This window comes from Xanthomonas dyei (assembly GCF_002939865.1).
Lineage (GTDB): Bacteria > Pseudomonadota > Gammaproteobacteria > Xanthomonadales > Xanthomonadaceae > Xanthomonas > Xanthomonas dyei.
This window is the reverse complement of the sequence record NZ_MDEE01000038.1, coordinates 29,386-46,657: the sequence shown is the minus strand read 5'-3', so window position 1 is coordinate 46,657 and position 17,272 is coordinate 29,386. Positions and strand designations below refer to the sequence as shown.

The window sequence follows — 17,272 nt, the reverse complement described above, 5'->3', positions numbered from 1 at the left end:
GAACACGCCCGAAGGAAACTGATCAAAGGTCGCGGATTGAGGTCCTGACCAACACAGTTGCTACATGGACGTACTTGCGGCGTGTCCCGCGATGGTGGGCGGGCAAGGGACCTGCAGATAAAGCGCAGATCAAGCGCTCCGCAATCGACACAGTCAAAGCATCCAAGCTTCCCAAGACAGCGGGAGAGCTCCATGGATGGATTCACGGCGTGTCCCGCGATGGTGGGCGGGCAAGGGCCCTGCAGATAAAACGCAGATCAAGCGCTCCGCAATCGACACAGTCAAAGCATCCAAGCTTCCCAAGACAGCGGGAGAGCTCCATGGATGGATTCACGGCGTGTCCCGCGATGGTGGGCGGGCAAGGGCCCTGCAGATAAAACGCAGATCAAGCGCTCCGCAACCGGTACAGTCAAAGCACCCAAGCTTCCCAAGACAGCGGAGAGCTCCCTCGCTGTTAGAGCGGCTGACAAGACGCCGCGAACAAGAGACAGATGGCTGCAGAAGGCGCACCCAGTCCCGGCATCCGGCATGTCCACGTGATGTAGGCCCAGCCGAACAACACCGACACCCGGCTGAGCGACACGTAGTCGTGTGCTACCGGCTCTCGGTCTGTCGATGCATCTGCGTGAACCAGCTGCCCCTCACCGCCGCGACATCCGCGATGCAGCACACCGCGCACATCGCCGACACCCCTGGCGACCGGAACTGTGCGCTACGTCGTTGCGCATGCGCGCCGGAATCGCATCCAGTCATCGCCAAGCATCACAGAAATGTAATTTTCTTTTGCAACAACTTGCATTCGGTACATTACGGAGCGCCCTAATGGCGTCCCGGGGACAGGGGCCCGGTGTTTCGCACCCGTTGCTTCCATGTCTTAGGAGAGAGAGACGATGAAGTCGAAGTCGATGTGCACCACGGTGGGTCTGATCGCCATGTGCCTGGCCGGGTCGGCCGCCGCCGCCGGCAAGCCCCTGTACCAAACCGGCCCGGCGCTCAGCCGCAGCGCTGCGGCAACCGCCACCGCAGAACCCTCGCTGCAACGCCTGTTGAGCGCCCCGTCCACCACCAACGCACAGGTGGTGCAGCTCGATGCCGCCGCGGTGACCGCCGGCGAAAAACTGCTGGAATTGCAGCTGGATGGCCAGACCATCACCGCCACGCAGGCCAAGGTGGATGCGTTGGAAGGCGGCGACAGCGTGTGGTACGGCAACCTCGGCCCGCGCGCCGGCACCCGTGCACGCACCTTGTCCGGCGTGGACCCATTGAACTCGGCTATCCTGGTGCGCAGCGGCGATACCGTCACCGGCACCATCCGCTACGCCGGCAAGCTGTATCGCCTGCGTCCGTTGGCCGATGGCCGACATGTACTGGTGCAGGTCGACGAGCAGCGCATGCCGCAGGAGCATCCGGCCGAATACAGCCTGCTGCCCAAGTTCGACATGCCTGGCGATGGGCGCGTGACCGCGGCGGCGGCTTCATCCGGCAGCCCGGCCACCATCCGCGTGCTGGTCGTGGCCACCAACAAGGCGGTAACCGCTTACGGCGGCAACATGCAGTCGCTGGTGCAACTGGCGGTGGCCGAAGCCAACCAGGGCTACATCAACAGCAATGTCGGCATCACCTTGCAGCTGGCGCGGTACGAGACCACCAGCTACACCGAAACCGGCAACTTCACCACCGACCTGCAGCGCTTCCGCGTGACCAACGATGGTTACATGGACAGCATCCACACCAGCCGTAACACCTACACCGCCGATGTAGGCGTGATCTTGCTGGACAACAACAGCTACTGCGGCTTGGCGTCGGGCATCGGCTCCACGGCCGCCAGCGCCTTCGCATCGGTGTACTGGGATTGCGCCACCGGCTACTACAGCTTTGCGCATGAAATCGGCCATCTGCAGAGCGCCCGCCACGATGCCACCAACGACCCGAGCACCTCGCCATACGCCTACGGCCACGGTTATCGCTACGGCAACAGCTGGCGCACCATCATGGCTTACGACTGCAGCAGCAGCTGCCCGCGGCTGAACTACTGGTCCAACTCCAACATCAGCTACAACGGCGTGCCCATGGGCAATGCCAGCACCGCCGACAATCAGCGCGTGCTGGTCAACACCAAGGCCACGATCGCCGGCTTCCGCTGATCTTTGCGGTTTCCGCCGATTCCCTGTGTGATTGCGATGGCCCGGCACCGGCAGGTGTCGGGCCATCGCGCTACACCCGAGCGCGGTGATCGCGCAGACTAGACGCACCGTCGGCGCTTGCCGGCCACGTCCCGTCAGCGGAGCACTCATGTCCATGTCCTCGCGTTATGCGCTGCTGTGCCTGGCCGCGCTGGCAGTTGCCGGATGCAAACAGCAACCTGCCGAGCCCGCCGCCACTCCACCCAAGCCCGCAGTTGCGGCGCCAGCGCCGACCGCCGAAAACGCTGCCGAAGCGCGTGCGTTGCAGGTACTCGAAACGCGCTTGCAGAGCGACAAGGTGTACCCGGATAACTGCATCAGCATCATGGCCGAACCGGCCGATCCGCCATCGCCGGACGTGTTTGAATTTGCCGTGCACGAACGCCACGGCGACGGCTGCCCAGGCGACCCGCAGACCAGCCCGGTGCGCGACCGCTTCCGCGTCCAGGCCGACGGCACGCTGTTCTGGTACGACGTGGTCAATGCGGATTTCGTCGACTACGCCGAGCGTGCGCGCAGCATGCAGTGACGCGTTGAAGTGGTTTGGCCAAGCAGGAGTGCGCGCCCGCGTTGGGTTGCCGCCGAGCGCTGAGAATTGAGGATTTCCGCACCAAAGCGCGCTATTGCTAGCGGCATCGGTTGTCGATGAGTGTCGCCAAGTGTGGCCCTTCAACAGCGCGATTCATCGATATGTCCGATGCCGGGTGGACTCGTTGCGACACTGGGATTGAAATGCAGAACGCGCGCGCTGCGTCGTTTTGAGCGCGCTCTTCATTGGCTGGCCTTACCGAACGTCCTTGCCGGTATCCGGTGGCACGCTGTCGTGCTTGCGAAGCATGAGTCACGATTGGCCTGCGATGCGGATAACAGCGGCGCCGCGCGCACAACCGGCGGTGTCAGGACTCACCGCGGCGCAATCCCGGCACGTAGTTGCAGCTGCGCGCGCCGGATCTACAGCGGCAACTGCTCCAACACAACGCCATCGGCATCCACACGCAGCACCGAACCTTGCTCGTACCAGTCGCCCAGCACGATGCGCGTGCAGGTGTTGCCACCGGCTTGCAGGGTGTGGATTGCAGGGCGATGGGTATGGCCGTGGATCATGCGATCCAGCCCGTACCGCACGAAGGTCGCTTCCACCTCGGCCGGCGACACGTCGGTGACGGTTTCGAGCTGCGCCTGGTCGCCCTGTTTGAGTTCGGCGTAGCGGGCCTGGCTGGCCGCACGCGCCTGCTGCGCGAACGCCACGCGTGCTGCCAGCGGCTGCGCCAGAAACTGCGCCTGAAACGCTGGGTCGCGCGTCTGCGCGCGAAACGCCTGGTAGGCGGTGTCGTCGGTGCACAACAGGTCGCCGTGCATCAGCAGCGTCGTATGGCCGTAGAGATCGATCACGGTGGGGTCGGGCAGGATGCGGAAGCCTGCGCGCTGCGCATAGGCATCGCCCACCAGGAAATCGCGGTTGCCCGGCATGAAAAAGACCGGGACGCCGGCATCGGCCACCGCATGCAAGGCCACCGCCACCTCATCTGCTGCGGTGGACGGCGTGTCATCGCCGATCCAGGCCTCGAACAGATCGCCAAGGATGTACAGCGCATCGCGACCGGGCACCTGCGTCCGCAGGAACTCCAGAAACAGCGCGGTGATCGCCGGCCGGGCCGGATCCAGATGCAGGTCGGAAATGAACAGTGTCGTCATCGCGCCATTGTAAGGCCGGACCGCCGGATGGCGAGGCGCAGGAACTGCGATGGCGTAAGCGGGCGATCACCGCATCGCAGCGGTACATGCCTGTGCAGGCCAGTCGGCCTGAGTGTTCTGTGCCGCGCAATCACGATGAGGAGACGGGGGCGAAGCCACGCAAGCGCGCGCAGCGCAATGCCTCGACACAGCGCTACCCAATCAGCGCCGGCAGCCCCCACAACGACAGACTCGCCAGCACCACCCCGATCGCGGTGGCGGCCAGCACGTCGCTGGGGTAATGCAGCCCAAGCACCACGCGCGACAGTGCCACACATGCCGAGAATGGCACCAACAGCGGCGCGAGCCACGGGTAGTAGGCCAGCGCCACGATGCTGAAGGACACCGCGTGCAAGGTGTGGCCGGAGGGAAAACTGAACTCGTCCAGCGGTGCCACCCAGGCGCGGATACGCACGTCAGCGGCATAGGGGCGCGGGCGGCGGGTCCAGCGCTTGAGCGCCTTGTACAGGGTCAAGGCGAGCACGCCGGTGGCCGCCATGTGCGCCGAAGCGCGAACGCCGTCCATGCCATCGAGCAGCACCAGCAGGCCCATCAGGCTGTACCAGAACACTCCATCGCCCAGGCGGCTGATGGTGGCGAATGTGCGGCGCACCGTGTGGCGGCGGCACCAATGGTTGGCGCGCCGGCACCAGCGCGCTTCGTGGCCACGCCAGACCTCAAGCCGCGTTGACGACATAACGCCCCCGTGCCGCAGTGATGCCCAACAACAAGGCATCGAAGTCGGACACCACATTGTCCGGATGCAGTTTTTTCATCGCCTGCGCCGCTGCCGCACCCAGGCGTTGGCGCAGCGCGTCGTCCTGAGTGAGCGTGACGGCGGCCTGGATGAAGTCTGCATCGGTCTCTACCGCCGCGCCGGTCCGGTCGTTGCGCAGATATTCGCGGGCGGCACCATAATCGAAGGCGACCGTCGCCACGCCGCTGGCCATCGCTTCCAGAGTCACGTTGCCGAAGGTCTCGCTGCGGCTGGGGAACAGGAAGAGGTCGCCGCTGGCGAAGTGGCGCGCCAATGCATCGCCACGCTGCACACCGCAGAAGATGAAATCGGGATTCTCGTGCGCGATCTTCTCGCGCGCCGGGCCATCGCCGACCCACACAAAGCGCGCTTTCGGGCGGATCTGCTGCAGCTTGCGAAACGCCTGCACCGCCAATGGCAGATTTTTTTCGTTGGCGATCCGTCCTACATAGATCGCCGCAAAGCCGTCGCCTTCGATACCCCATTCGGCACGCAGCGCATGATCGCGACGGCCCGGATCGAACTGCTGGCTGTCCACCGCGCGCGCCAGCAACTGCACACGCTCGAAGCCGTCGTCGCGCAGCAACTGTTGCAGCTCGCGCGTCGGCACCAGCGTGGCGTCGGCCTGATTATGAAAGCGTCGCATCCAGCGTAGCGCGGTGCCTTGCAGCCAGGCGGCACCGTAGTTCGGCAGGTATTCGTCGAAGCGCGTATGGAAGCCGGAAGCGACCGGAATGCCCAGCCTGCGTGCCGCCCGCATCGCCGACCAGCCCAGCGGGCCTTCCGTGGCCACGTAGATCGCATCCGGTTGCGTCGTTCGCCAATGACGGATCAGCCGCTGGGTCGCTGGAAGCCCGAATTTCAGCCCCGGGTAGCGTGGCAGCGCAGCGCCACGCACCAGCAACGCATCGGATGTGCCGGTGTCGCTGCTCTGACGTGGACGCACCACGTCGACCTGATGTCCACGTGCGCGCAGGCCGGTTTCCAGGCCATGGACGGTCAGCGCAACACCGTTGACCTCGGGGGGATAGGTTTCGGTAACGATCGCGTAGCGCATGCCGCTCTCCCGTTTTCGCTAGCTTCCGGCAGGGCGATGGCATTGATGTTGCGCCGACAAGACGCGGCGGTGACAGTGGAGCCGGGAATGGGGAATCGGGAATGGTGAATAGCAAAGGCAGCGTGCTGCACTCCTCAGCGCAATCGCCACCAGTCAGAAACTTCTCAGAGCCCCGTGGTCGACTATTCCCGAATCCCCATTCCCAATTCCCGCCTGAGGCCGCAGGCCTCAGGCCACAAACGGTTTGAACGCGATGCCCAGGCCGGCCATGCTTTCGACTTCGCCGATCAGATCGGCGCGCAGCAGCGGGCGCGAATCGATCCAGCTTTGCGACAGGATCAACGACAGCCGGGTGTCGTCGGCGGTGAGTTCCAGTGTCGGGATCGGGTCCGATTCGTGCGCACGGTGCAGCAGCACCGCCAACCGCAGCAGCGCGGCCTTGCGGCGGGTGGGCAGCAGCAGCCGGTCCGGTAGCGCGTCGAAGGCGGTCTTGGGCACGTTGCGCCGATGCGTACGCACCAGCGCTGCCAGGACCTGTTGTTCCTGTCGCGAAAAACCGGCGATATCCGAATGTTCCAGGATGTAGCTGCCGTGCACGTGGTACTGGCTGTGCGCGATGATCAGACCCAGCTCGTGCAGGCGTGCGGCACGCCGCAGCACCTGCGCATCGTCGCCATCCAGCTGCCAGGATTCGCACACCTGATCGAACAGACGGCAGGCGGTGGCTTCCACGCGTTGCGCCTGTACCTCATCGATGCCGTAACGCTGCACCAGCGAGGCCACCGAGCTGTCACGCGGATCGTTCTCGCCGCCGCGGCCGAGCATGTCGTACAGGATGCCTTCGCGCATCGCCGCTTTGCTGACCATCAGCTTCTCCAGCCCCAGGGCCTGGAAGGCCGCTTCGAGTACCAGGATTCCACCGGCGATGATCGGCCGCCGCTCGGCCGCCAGGCCGGGCAACTGGATGTCTTCGATGCGCTTGGCCTTGAGCAGCTCATCGCGCAGCGCCGGTAGCGCCTGCGCGGTGATCGCACCCTTGGTGAGCTTCATCGCGGCGCAGATCTCGCCGATCGCCTTGTGCGTGCCGGACGAACCGATCGCCTCATGCCAGCCCAGCGCCTTGTATTGGCCGGCAAACTGCTGGAATTCGGCGCCGATCTCGGTCAGCGCATCCTTCCATTTTTTCTTCGACAACTTGCCGCCTGGAAAAAATCGCCGCGTGCTGGCAATGCAACCGGCCTGCAGGCTTTCGCGTTCCAGGGTCTGAAACCCGCGGCCGATGATGAATTCGGTCGAGCCACCGCCGATGTCGATCACCAGCCGGCGTTGATCGGGCTTGGGCGGTTGCGCATGGGTCACGCCCAGATAGATCAGGCGCGCTTCCTCGCGTCCGCTGACCACTTCGATCGCATGCCCCAGCGCTGTTTCGGCCGGCATCAAAAAGGCCTGCGGCGAACGCAGCTGACGCACCGTATTGGTCGCCAGTGCGCGCACGCGTAGCGAGGGCACTTCACGGATGCGTTGGCCAAAGCGCGCCAGACATTCGAGCGCACGTTGGCGCGCTTCGTTGGACAGACCGCCCTTGCCATCCAGGCCGTCGGCCATGCGCACGGTTTCGCGCAGGCGGTCGACGACGCGCAGCTGACCCATCAGGTAGCGCGCAATGACCATGTGGAAACTGTTGGACCCTAGGTCGATGGCGGCAAGAAAATCGCCATCGCGCAGGGGCGGAATCGTGTGGGAGGGTGTTGGCATGGCCGCATGGTAGCCGATGGGCGGTCGGCCACGTGAGAGGCCACGGCCGCGGCGTTCTCAGATCCGATCGAGCAAGGTCATCTGCGCCGAATGGGCCGGTTCGCCAGGGCCGGGGGTGCGCTTGTTGTACACGCCTTCGGCATCCAGTTCCCAGGCACTGACGTTGTCGTCCAGATAGTTCTGCAGCACTTCGCGATAGACGCGCTTGGCCAGATCCGGGTCCAGGATCGGGAAGCAGGTTTCCACACGGCGCAACAGGTTGCGTTCCAGCCAATCGGCGCTGGCGCAGTACAACTCGGCCGCCCCATCGTTGCCGAACCAGTACACGCGGCTATGTTCCAGGAACCGCCCCACGATCGAACGCACGCGGATATTGTCTGACACACCCGGCACCCCGGGGCGCAGCGTGCAGGCGCCACGCACGATCAGGTCGATCTGCACGCCGGCTTGCGAGGCGGAATACAGCGCACGTACCACCTGCGGTTCGTTGAGGGCATTCATCTTGGCGATGATGCGCCCGGGGCGACCATTGCGTGCCAGGCGGGTCTCGCGTTCGATCCGCTTCAGCACACCGGCATGCAGCGTAAATGGCGACTGCAGCAACTGCTCCAGCTTCATGCGCGGGGCAAGCCCGGACAACTGCTGGAACAGCATGTGCACGTCGTTGCCGATCTCCGCATCGGCGGTGATCAGGCTGATGTCGGTATACAGCCGCGCAGTACCGCTGTGGTAATTGCCGGTGCCCAGATGCACATAGCGTTTGAGCTTGCGTCCCTCGCGCCGCACGATCAGCAGCATCTTGGCGTGGGTCTTGAAACCGACCACGCCATACACCACCTGCACGCCGGCTTCCTGCAGCTTGTCGGCCAGGCCCAGGTTGGCCTCTTCGTCGAAGCGCGCGCGCAGCTCCACCACCACGGTGACGTCCTTGCCGTTGCGCGCGGCCAGAATCAGCGCATCGACGATCAGCGAATCCTTGCCGGTGCGATACAGCGTCTGCTTGATCGCCAGCACGTTCGGGTCGACCGCTGCCTGGCGAATCACATCCAGCACCGCGGTAAACGCATCGAAAGGATGATGCAGCAGCACATCGCCCTTGCTGACGATCTGGAAGATGCCCTCGCTGTCGCGCAGGGTGCGCGGGTTGAACGAGGGGTACTTGAGCTCCGGGCGCTGCACCAGGTCGTAGACCTGGGTGACGCGGCTCAGATTGACCGGCCCGACGATGCGATACACCGCGTTCTCGTTCAAGCCGAAGTTCTGCAGCAAGGTGCGCATGATCGGCGCCGGACAATCGTGCGCAATTTCCAGCCGCACCGCCGGCCGGTAGCCGCGCGTGACCAGCTCGTCGCGCAGTGCCAGCGCCAGGTTTTCGACTTCTTCTTCGTCCACCACCAGTTCCGAATTGCGGGTGACGCGGAACTGGTAGGAGCCCTTGACCTGCATGCCCGGGAACAACTCGTCCACGAACTCGGACAACACCGAGGACAGGAACACAAAGCTCTGCGCACCCTCCGGCGACAGGCTGGCCGGCAACTGGATGATGCGCGGCAACGAGCGCGGCGCACGCACGATGGCCAGATGACCGGCGCGCCCGAACGCGTCCTGGCCTTCCAGCACCACCACGATGTTCAAGGTCTTGTTGAGAATCTTCGGGAACGGATGCGCCGGGTCCAGGCCCAACGGCGACAGCACCGGCATGATCTCGTTGCGGAAGTAGGCGCGCAGCCAGCGCTTCTGGCGCGAGGTCCACGTCGCGCGGCCGAGCACGGCAACGCCGGCCTCTTCCATCGCCGGGCGCAGCACGTCGTTCCATGCGTGGTATTGCTGCTCGACCAGCTTGGCCGCGCGGTCGTGCACGGCATTGAGGATGGCCGTGGGGCTCAATCCGTCCGGCGCCGGCGGCAGGCCGAACTCCTGCGCATGCCGCACGGTGGCGGCGCGGATCTCGAAGAATTCGTCCAGGTTGGTGCACGAAATGCACAGGAACCGCAGCCGTTCCAGCAGCGGCACCTGTTCGTCCAGCGCCTGCGCCAGCACCCGGAAATTGAAGTCCAGTTGCGACAGTTCCCGGTTGATGTACAGCGCCGGATCACGCAAGGGATCGGTGGCGATGTCCTCGGAAGGTGTGACGTCGTGCAGTTGTTTGGCGTGGCCCATGGAGTCGGTCATCAAGACGGGTTGGTGTGCGTGTTACCGCGTGCAACGTGCGTTGCGCAGGTGCATCGCGTCGCGCGTCGACGCGCACTCCCTACATATCACGCCGAGCGTGACAGTGGCAGGGACTGTTCGCGCTGCACGACGCGTGCGGCACCGAAATGGCAAGAGAATTCGCTGCCGCGTCCCACTTCGCTCTCGATCTCCAGCCGTGCCTGGTGCAGCCCCAGGATGTGCTTGACGATCGACAGCCCCAGCCCGGTGCCGCCGCTCTCGCGCGAGCGGCTGCTGGACACGCGGTAGAAGCGCTCGGTAATGCGCGGCAGATGCGAGGCTGGAATGCCATAGCCGGTGTCGCGCACTGCCAACGCCGCGCCATCGCCTTCGCGCATGAAGCGGATCGTCACCGTGCCGCCGCCGGGCGTATAGCGCACCGCGTTGGTCACAAGGTTGGAAAACGCGCTGTGCAATTCCTTGTTGGAACCGAGCAGATCCACACCGGCCTCATCGATCACGTCCACCGTGTGCCGGCCCTGGCTGTGCGCCTCGGCCTCGCGGCGCAAGGTCGAAAGCATCGGCGCCATCGCCACGTGCTCTTCGCCGAGCTCTTCCTGCGATTCCAGCCGCGACAGGGTCAGCAAATCTTCGACCAGCTGCGCCATGCGCTGCGACTGCTTGCGCATCTCGGCCAGCATCGGGCCGGAGTCCGGGAAGTCCTCCGGGTCGAGCATGTCCAGATAGCCGTGCACCACCGTCAACGGGGTGCGCAGCTCGTGCGACACATTGGCTACGAAATCGCGACGCACCTGCTCCAGGCGCAGCAGCTTGCTGACATCGCGCGCCACCAGCAGCCAGTAGTCGTCGGAGTAGGGGATCAGGCGCAGATTCAGGCGCAGGTCCGGGTCCACCGGCGAGGCGGCATCCAGCATCGGCTCGGCGTTGCGACCGGCCGCCAGCCAGTGCGCAAGCGGCAACGGCTGCAGCCGCTCCACCACCGACACGCCCATGTCGCCGGGATGATGCAAGCCCAGCAGCCCGCCGGCCGCCTTGTTGAACCACTGCACGCGCTGGCTGTTGCGATCCACCACCACCACCGCATCCGGCAGCGCCTGCGCCGCGGCACGGTAGGTGCGCAGCATGTCGATCAAGCGGCGTTTGCGCCCACGCATTTCGGCCTGGCTGCGATACAGCAGCCGGTCCAGTTCGTTCCAGGCGCCGATACCGGCGGCAGGCTCGGCACGCTGGCGTGCGGTGAGGCGGCGCAGCACCTGGCGCAGCCGCCAGTAATGCCAGGCCAGCACCCCCAGCGCGGTGAGTGTCAGCGCCATCCACACATGCCCGATCAGCACGCCCACCACGACGGCAGCGCCCAACAACAGCGCAAGGGTGCCGAGCGTCTTGAGCCAGGCGGAACGGATATGTTGGGGCATGGAAGGCGTTACCACGAAGCGTCAGGTAGGCAGGCGACCCGGCCAGACAGCGGCCGGGTTGCGGTGCGGCACGTACTTAGGTTGCCGACGAAAAACGATAGCCCGAGCCGCGCACGGTCTGCACCATGTTTTCCAGGCCGAACGGTTCCAGCGTCTTGCGCAGGCGTCGGATGTGCACATCGATGGTGCGCTCTTCCACATACACGCTGCCGCCCCAGACATGGTCCAGCAACTGGGTGCGCGTATACACGCGCTCCGGATGGGTCATGAAGAAGTGCAGCAGGCGGTATTCGGTCGGGCCGATCGGCACCGGCGCATCGCCGGCAAACACGCGGTGCGCCGCGCCATCGATGCGTAGCCGGCCCACGGCCACGCTGCCGTCTTCGTCGTCTTCGCGGGTGCGGCGCATCACCGCTCGGATACGCGCCAGCAGCTCGCGTGCCGAGAACGGCTTGACCACGTAGTCATCCACGCCGGCTTCCAGCCCGCCGACGCGGTCGTTCTCTTCGCCGCGCGCAGTCAGCATGATGATCGGGATCTCCCGGGTCAGCTGTTCTTTGCGCCAGCGCCGCGCCAGATCCAGCCCGCTGGTGCCCGGCAGCATCCAGTCCAGCAGGATCAGGTCGGGCACGCGGTCGGCAATGGCGGTCTGTGCCTCGCGCGCGTCGCCGGCATGGATGGGCTCGAACTCGCCTTTGCGCAGCGCGAACGCCACCATGTCGCGGATCGCGGGTTCGTCATCGACGATCAGAATGCGTTTTTGCACGCGGGGCTTACCGTCTGGCTTTGGTGATCGCCAGTAGACTACGGTTTTGTGACTCTAATGTGACATGGTGCGGGTTGCTCCACGCCAGACTTTCGTTTTGCGAAGCGGGCTGAGCCGCAGCAAGCGTTCAAGCCAGGCACAACATGCTGCCGCGGACGCATCCGCGCACTCGCCGTCACTGCGTGGACAGATCCGGGTCGCGGATGCCTTGACGACGCAGTTCCAGCACCGTCGGCGTGATTGCGGCAATACGCGCATCCACGCGCGCTCGTGTCACATAGTCCAGATCTTTCTTTTTCAGTGCTTCCAGCTGGATCAGGGCCTGCTCCGGGCGCCCGTTCAGCGATGCCGATTCGGCATAGGCCTCGCTGGCACGCAGCTGGTCGCCAGCGAGTTCGCAGGCGCGCGCGTAGGTCTGTTGCAGCAACGGGTCTTCGCCGTTGCGGTAGAGCAGGGGTTCCAGCACCTGGCGCGCGCGCTGGCCGGATTCCTTGCTGGCTTGCTCGTTGAGCGCGCCGGCATAGGTCAGCGCCACTGCACGGTTGTTCGGCAGCCGCTTCAGCAGCGCATCGAAGCGTGCGTTGGCCGCCTCGCGCTGGCCCACGCGCGCCTGCGCTTCGCTCAGGCCCAGCGCCAGCCATAGGTTGTCCGGATGCGTCTCCAGCAGGCCGGCCAACTGGGCCACCGGCTCGCTCGGCCGGCTCCCGCTGTTGCGCAGTTGCGCCAGCGCCAGCCCATAACGCTGCGCATCGGTCAGGCCCTGTTTGGCACTGCGGCGCAGGTTTTCGTATTCGCGAATGGCCGCATCGGGCGTGCTCGCGCTGAGCACGCGTAGACGCTCCTTGGCCCAGTCGAAGCCCTGTTGATCGCCGCCACGGCTCAACGCATCCACCGGCAGCCGCAGCGCATACGGCAGCAGCGCATTGCCATTGCGGCTGAGCGGTTCCGACAACGACGGGTCGGCCGGGTCCACGCGCTCCTGGCGCGTTCCGCCCGGCACCGAGGTGGTCAACACCACGGTGTTCTTCTTCATCTGCTCGGCGCGCGCCTTGGCCTCGCTGATGCGGGTGGTGGTGACCGGGTGGGTCTGCAGGAAGTCCGGCGCGCTGTAGCCGCCCTCGTTGGCGCGCATCGCCACCGACATGCGCTCGAAGAAGCCGGCCATCGCGTCCACGTCGTAGCCGCTGCGCACCAGCGTGCGAATGCCCAGCCGGTCGGCCTCCGATTCGTTGGAGCGGGTGTAGTCGATCTGGCGTTGCTGCATCAGCCCCATCGCACTGGTGATGGTGGCCATGGTGGCATCGCCCTTGGAATTGCCGCCGGCCTGCTGCGCCGCCACCACCGCCGCCAGCATGCCGAGCAGGATCGGAATCTGGTCGCGCTGCGCCCGTTCCACCCCACGCAACACGTGCTGCTGGGTGACGTGGGCGATTTCGTGCGACAGCACTGCGGCCACTTCGTCCTCGCGCTCGGCGGTCAGCACCAGCCCGGCATTGACCGCGATATAGCCGCCCAGCGTGGCGAACGCATTGATCTGGCGGTCGCGCAGCATGAAAAAGGTAAATGGCTGCTGCGGCTGGTCGCTGTTGGCACCCAGGCGGGTGCCCATGGTCTGCAGCCAGTCGCCGATCAGCGGGTCGTCCAGCACATAGTCGTAGTTGCGCAACTCGGCCAGCATCATCTTGCCGTACTCGGCCTGACGGGCCGGAGTCAGCAGCTCGCCCGCCGACGAGCCGATATCGGGCAGGCGGCTTTCCTGCGCAGGTGCCACGCCCATGGCGAGAACCAGGGTGAGGGCGGTGGCGAGCGGAAGCAGGCGCAAGTGAAACTCCCAGGTGATGCGCGGAGCATGCGGGCAGCGCAGCGCAGCGGCGTGAATCGGCAATTAATCCACAGTGTTGCGGTGACGACATGGAAATTCCAGTCGCCCGCTACCATGTGTCAGACCTCAGACCCACCACGGAGTTTCCTGTGAGCCAAGACCACACCGGGCAGGACGCGGCCACCGGCCCGCAGATCACCCTGTATTCCACCGCCATCTGCCCGTATTGCGTGGCGGCCAAGAACTTCCTCAAGAGCAAGGGCCAGACCTGGACCGAGGTGCGGATCGACCTGGACCCGGCCGAGCGCGACAAGATGGTCGCCCTGGCGCGCCGCACCAGTGTGCCGCAGATCTTCGTCGGGGACGTCCACGTGGGCGGCTACGACGACATGATGGCCATGCACCGCGCCGGCAAACTCGAACCGCTTTTCGCCACCGCAGGCGGTCAGGCATGAGTGGTTCCGACGACGGAAGCGCCGATCGCCTGCGCGAGTTCACCGAGTTTCGCCAGCGCATGAACCAGCGCATCCTGGCCGAGCCCAATCAGGTGGTGCGGCGCTTCTTCGCGCTGGATACCCAGACCTACCAGGCCGGCGCGCTGGACGTGAAGACCAAGGAGCTGCTCGGCCTGGTCGCCTCGATGGTGCTGCGTTGCGACGACTGCATCAGCTACCACGTGGCGCAATGCAAGGAGGCCGGCGTCACCCGCGAAGAGTTCTTCGAGACCTTCTCGGTCGGCCTGGTGGTCGGTGGCTCCATCGTGATCCCGCATCTGCGCCGCGCGGTGGATTTCCTCGACCAGCTCGAAGGCGGCGCGCCTGCGCCGGCCGAACACAGCCACGGCTGATCCACTGCAGCTGCGGTTCCGGTGCGCCGCCCATCGAGGCGGCGCACTGCGTTTGGGGGCCTGGCGCCATCCGGCGCACGGGATCTGGTTCGCGCTGCCGCGCGCGGTGTCCTGGAGAGCCTGCAGGGGTTGGGAGGACACGCACCGGGTCGACGCCCGTCCGGGCCACGCGCGCTGCGGCCGCTGCCCCTGTTGCCAGCCCCTTAGACGATGGTCGGTTTGGGCGCGGTCAGCGGCATCGGGCATAATTGCCGGTGAAACCTCCTTGCGCCGCTCTGCCGGGTTTGACGGCTGGCGCTCCCCCCTTCAAGTTCGGAACCCCAACGTTATGACGCAGACAATCACGGTCATCCGCGGCGACGGTATTGGCCCGGAGATCATGGATGCCACGCTGTTCGTGCTCGACGCGCTGCAAGCTGGCCTGACCTACGAGTACGCAGACGCTGGCCTGGTCGCGCTGGAAAAGCACGGCGATCTGCTGCCCGAGTCCACCCTGGCCTCGATCACCAAGAACAAGGTGGCGCTGAAAAGCCCGCTGACCACGCCGGTCGGCGAAGGTTTCAGCTCGATCAACGTGGCCATGCGTCGCAAGTTCGACCTGTACGCCAACGTGCGTCCGGCTAAGTCGTTCCCCAACACCAAGTCGCGTTTCGCCGATGGCGTTGACCTGATCACGGTGCGCGAAAACACCGAGGGCGCGTATCTGAGCGAAGGCCAGACCGTGTCCGAGGATGGCGAGACCGCCTTCTCCGGCGCCCGCGTCACCCGCAAGGGCTCCGAGCGCATCGTGCGCTACGCCTTCGACCTGGCGCGCGCCACCGGCCGCAAGAAGGTCACCGCGGTGCACAAGGCCAACATCATCAAGTCGACCTCGGGCCTGTTCCTGAAAGTCGCCCGTGACGTCGCCACGCAGTACCCGGAAATCGAATTCCAGGAAATGATCGTCGACAACACCTGCATGCAGCTGGTGATGCGTCCGGAACAGTTCGACATCATCGTGACCACCAACCTGTTCGGCGACATCATCTCCGACCTGTGCGCCGGTCTGGTCGGCGGCCTGGGTCTGGCCCCGGGTGCCAATATCGGTCTGGATGCGGCGATCTTCGAGGCTGTGCATGGCTCGGCGCCGGACATCGCAGGGCAGGGCAAGGCCAATCCATGCGCACTGCTGCTGGGCGCCGCGCAGATGCTCGACCACATCGGACAGCCGCAAAACGCCGAGCGCCTGCGCGAAGCGATCGTCGCCACGCTGGAAGCCAAGGACTCGCTGACCCCCGACCTGGGCGGCACCGGCAACACCATGGGCTTCGCCAAGGCCATCGCCAGCCGCCTCTGAGCGCGCGGGTAGATCGCACAAAAAGAAAGGGCGCCTAGGCGCCCTTTCTTTTTGGTGGAAGCGGATTGCTTAACGTCAGTGTCAAACCATCAGGCCAAGCGATCGCTATTGCGATTCCCGATTCCCGATTCCCCGCTCAATTGCGCGACTGCAGCTTCGACAGCAAGCGCAAAAACTCGATGTACAGCCACACCAGCGTCACCATCAGGCCGAACGCGCCGTACCACTCCATGTGCTTGGGTGCACCCTGCTCGACGCCGCTTTCGATGAAGTCGAAGTCCAGCACCAGATTCAGCGCTGCCACCACCACCACGAACAGACTGAAGCCGATGCCGATCAGGCCCGAGTCGTGGATGAAGGGAATGCGCACACCGAAGAAGCCCAGCACGATGGTAGCCAGGTACACCAGCGCGATGCCGCCGGTGGCCGCGACCACGCCGAGCTTGAAGTTCTCGGTGGCCTTGATCAAGCCGCTGCGATACGCGAACAACAGCGCGAACATGGTGCCGAAGGTCAGCAGCACCGCCTGGAACACGATGCCGTTGAAACGTGCCTCGTACACCGCCGAAATCGACCCCAGGAAAAAGCCTTCCACCAGCGCGTACAGCGGCGCGGTGACCGGTGCCCAGGTCGGTTTGAAGCTGGTCGCCAGTGCAAACACCAGCCCGCCAATCGCACCGGCGATCATGTACAGGCGCGCTGCCGGCAGCGGTGCGCCATCGGCGCCGATCGATTGCGACCAGGCGAAAGCCGCGGTGGCGACGGCCATCAGCAACAGCAGGCCAGTCTTGTTGACGGTGCCGTTGAGGGTCATCGCCTGACCGTCGCGGGTGACCACCGAGCCGGAGCCGAGGTCGAGGAACGTGGATTCCCGAAGAGCCGGGTTACCGCTACGCATGCGTGTTCTCCATGAAAGTGGTGCTCGCCGTGCAGGTGAGCGTTGCGATGAGGATACCGGATCGCCCGATTTACACAGGGTGATTGACAGCGAGGCCAATCGTTCCCAAAATAGCCGACCTTTCCAGCCTTCGGGATGGAAAGGTCCCGCCGGGGTATAGCGCAGTCTGGTAGCGCGCCTGCTTTGGGAGCAGGATGTCGGGGGTTCGAATCCCTCTACCCCGACCATTCCGAGCTCTTGACGGCGTGGGAATGCGAAGTTCGGTCCGGGCGCCCGTAGCTCAACCGGATAGAGCACCGGCCTTCTAAGCCGGCGGTTACAGGTTCGAGTCCTGTCGGGCGCGCCATCGGCGGTACGGTAGGAAGTAGGTTTTCAGTGGTGGCTGTAGCTCAGCTGGTTAGAGTACTGGATTGTGATTCCAGATGTCGGGGGTTCGAGTCCCCTCAGCCACCCCACTGATTGCAGGAAAGTTTGACCCGACGCATCGCGGGGTGTTGCAACGAAGCAAAAAAGCGCTTAAGATGCGCGAC

The 17,272-nt window shown here is 65.0% G+C and carries 14 protein-coding genes and 3 tRNA genes; 8 read left to right on the top strand and 9 right to left on the bottom strand.

Going from position 1 to position 17,272, the window contains the following annotated elements:
- Nucleotides 1–890 precede the first annotated feature (890 nt).
- Entirely contained in the window at nucleotides 891–2,144 is a 1,254-nt protein-coding gene (locus tag XdyCFBP7245_RS19195) for a zinc-dependent metalloprotease (protein WP_104617039.1), read from the top strand.
- Nucleotides 2,145–2,292: 148 nt separating this feature from the next.
- A complete protein-coding gene (locus XdyCFBP7245_RS19190; RefSeq protein ID WP_104617038.1) occupies nucleotides 2,293–2,712 on the top strand; it encodes a hypothetical protein in 420 nt (139 codons plus the stop codon).
- 422 nt (nucleotides 2,713–3,134) lie between these two features.
- Here XdyCFBP7245_RS19190 and lpxH read toward each other — a convergent pair whose 3' ends face one another.
- From lpxH to XdyCFBP7245_RS19150, 8 genes are all read right to left on the bottom strand, one after another.
- A complete protein-coding gene (lpxH, locus tag XdyCFBP7245_RS19185) occupies nucleotides 3,135–3,878 on the bottom strand; it encodes a UDP-2,3-diacylglucosamine diphosphatase (RefSeq protein ID WP_104617037.1) in 744 nt (247 codons plus the stop codon).
- 193 nt (nucleotides 3,879–4,071) lie between these two features.
- Nucleotides 4,072–4,614 (bottom strand): phosphatase PAP2 family protein, encoded by a 543-nt coding sequence (locus XdyCFBP7245_RS19180; protein WP_104617036.1) that lies wholly within the window; start codon nucleotides 4,612–4,614, stop codon nucleotides 4,072–4,074.
- Nucleotides 4,595–5,731: a glycosyltransferase family 4 protein gene (locus XdyCFBP7245_RS19175; protein WP_104617035.1), complete on the bottom strand. Its 1,137-nt coding sequence runs from the start codon at nucleotides 5,729–5,731 to the stop codon at nucleotides 4,595–4,597. Before XdyCFBP7245_RS19175 ends, XdyCFBP7245_RS19180 begins: the two co-directional genes overlap by 20 nt.
- A 228-nt stretch (nucleotides 5,732–5,959) precedes the next feature.
- Nucleotides 5,960–7,486: an exopolyphosphatase gene (gene ppx / locus XdyCFBP7245_RS19170; protein ID WP_104617034.1), complete on the bottom strand. Its 1,527-nt coding sequence runs from the start codon at nucleotides 7,484–7,486 to the stop codon at nucleotides 5,960–5,962.
- A gap of 57 nt (nucleotides 7,487–7,543) precedes the next feature.
- Nucleotides 7,544–9,646 carry a polyphosphate kinase 1 gene (ppk1, locus tag XdyCFBP7245_RS19165; protein WP_104617044.1) on the bottom strand — a complete coding sequence of 701 codons (2,103 nt, stop codon included), beginning with the start codon at nucleotides 9,644–9,646 and terminating at the stop codon, nucleotides 7,544–7,546.
- A gap of 98 nt (nucleotides 9,647–9,744) precedes the next feature.
- Nucleotides 9,745–11,073 (bottom strand): phosphate regulon sensor histidine kinase PhoR, encoded by a 1,329-nt coding sequence (gene phoR / locus XdyCFBP7245_RS19160; protein WP_170068713.1) that lies wholly within the window; start codon nucleotides 11,071–11,073, stop codon nucleotides 9,745–9,747.
- A 76-nt stretch (nucleotides 11,074–11,149) separates the two neighbouring features.
- Nucleotides 11,150–11,839 (bottom strand): phosphate regulon transcriptional regulator PhoB, encoded by a 690-nt coding sequence (phoB, locus tag XdyCFBP7245_RS19155; RefSeq protein WP_002806631.1) that lies wholly within the window; start codon nucleotides 11,837–11,839, stop codon nucleotides 11,150–11,152.
- 175 nt (nucleotides 11,840–12,014) lie between these two features.
- Nucleotides 12,015–13,661 (bottom strand): M48 family metalloprotease, encoded by a 1,647-nt coding sequence (locus XdyCFBP7245_RS19150; protein ID WP_104617043.1) that lies wholly within the window; start codon nucleotides 13,659–13,661, stop codon nucleotides 12,015–12,017.
- A 149-nt stretch (nucleotides 13,662–13,810) separates the two neighbouring features.
- Here XdyCFBP7245_RS19150 and grxC point away from each other — a divergent pair, with 149 nt between their 5' ends.
- The 3 genes from grxC to XdyCFBP7245_RS19135 all read left to right on the top strand — a co-directional run bounded on the left by grxC (nucleotide 13,811) and on the right by XdyCFBP7245_RS19135 (nucleotide 15,844).
- Nucleotides 13,811–14,116: a glutaredoxin 3 gene (gene grxC / locus XdyCFBP7245_RS19145; RefSeq protein WP_104617032.1), complete on the top strand. Its 306-nt coding sequence runs from the start codon at nucleotides 13,811–13,813 to the stop codon at nucleotides 14,114–14,116.
- On the top strand, nucleotides 14,113–14,508 hold the full coding sequence (locus tag XdyCFBP7245_RS19140) for a carboxymuconolactone decarboxylase family protein (RefSeq protein ID WP_104617031.1): 396 nt from the start codon (nucleotides 14,113–14,115) through the stop codon (nucleotides 14,506–14,508). The genes grxC and XdyCFBP7245_RS19140 overlap by 4 nt, the downstream gene beginning before the upstream one ends.
- A 328-nt stretch (nucleotides 14,509–14,836) precedes the next feature.
- Complete coding sequence (locus tag XdyCFBP7245_RS19135) at nucleotides 14,837–15,844, top strand: isocitrate dehydrogenase (protein ID WP_006451741.1); 1,008 nt, start codon at nucleotides 14,837–14,839, stop codon at nucleotides 15,842–15,844.
- Nucleotides 15,845–15,980: 136 nt separating this feature from the next.
- Here the strand turns inward: XdyCFBP7245_RS19135 and XdyCFBP7245_RS19130 are convergent, their stop codons facing one another.
- Entirely contained in the window at nucleotides 15,981–16,742 is a 762-nt protein-coding gene (locus XdyCFBP7245_RS19130; RefSeq protein ID WP_104617030.1) for a Bax inhibitor-1/YccA family protein, read from the bottom strand.
- A gap of 150 nt (nucleotides 16,743–16,892) precedes the next feature.
- On the opposite strand from XdyCFBP7245_RS19130, the gene XdyCFBP7245_RS19125 reads away from it, so the two are divergent.
- The 3 genes from XdyCFBP7245_RS19125 to XdyCFBP7245_RS19115 all read left to right on the top strand — a co-directional run bounded on the left by XdyCFBP7245_RS19125 (nucleotide 16,893) and on the right by XdyCFBP7245_RS19115 (nucleotide 17,197).
- A tRNA-Pro gene (locus XdyCFBP7245_RS19125) sits at nucleotides 16,893–16,969 on the top strand.
- 42 nt (nucleotides 16,970–17,011) lie between these two features.
- Nucleotides 17,012–17,088: transfer RNA gene (locus XdyCFBP7245_RS19120), tRNA-Arg, on the top strand.
- A gap of 32 nt (nucleotides 17,089–17,120) precedes the next feature.
- Nucleotides 17,121–17,197 (top strand) — tRNA-His (locus tag XdyCFBP7245_RS19115).
- Nucleotides 17,198–17,272 lie beyond the last annotated feature (75 nt).

Bases quoted from the DNA above. Each gene is read 5' to 3' on its own strand.
- XdyCFBP7245_RS19195 (WP_104617039.1), top strand. From the start codon at position 891: ATGAAGTCGAAGTCGATGTGCACCACGGTGGGTCTGATCGCCATGTGC.
- XdyCFBP7245_RS19190 (WP_104617038.1), top strand. From the start codon at position 2,293: ATGTCCATGTCCTCGCGTTATGCGCTGCTGTGCCTGGCCGCGCTGGCA.
- lpxH (WP_104617037.1), bottom strand. From the start codon at position 3,878: ATGACGACACTGTTCATTTCCGACCTGCATCTGGATCCGGCCCGGCCG.
- XdyCFBP7245_RS19180 (WP_104617036.1), bottom strand. From the start codon at position 4,614: ATGTCGTCAACGCGGCTTGAGGTCTGGCGTGGCCACGAAGCGCGCTGG.
- XdyCFBP7245_RS19175 (WP_104617035.1), bottom strand. From the start codon at position 5,731: ATGCGCTACGCGATCGTTACCGAAACCTATCCCCCCGAGGTCAACGGT.
- ppx (WP_104617034.1), bottom strand. From the start codon at position 7,486: ATGCCAACACCCTCCCACACGATTCCGCCCCTGCGCGATGGCGATTTT.
- ppk1 (WP_104617044.1), bottom strand. From the start codon at position 9,646: ATGGGCCACGCCAAACAACTGCACGACGTCACACCTTCCGAGGACATC.
- phoR (WP_170068713.1), bottom strand. From the start codon at position 11,073: ATGCCCCAACATATCCGTTCCGCCTGGCTCAAGACGCTCGGCACCCTT.
- XdyCFBP7245_RS19140 (WP_104617031.1), top strand. From the start codon at position 14,113: ATGAGTGGTTCCGACGACGGAAGCGCCGATCGCCTGCGCGAGTTCACC.
- XdyCFBP7245_RS19135 (WP_006451741.1), top strand. From the start codon at position 14,837: ATGACGCAGACAATCACGGTCATCCGCGGCGACGGTATTGGCCCGGAG.
- XdyCFBP7245_RS19130 (WP_104617030.1), bottom strand. From the start codon at position 16,742: ATGCGTAGCGGTAACCCGGCTCTTCGGGAATCCACGTTCCTCGACCTC.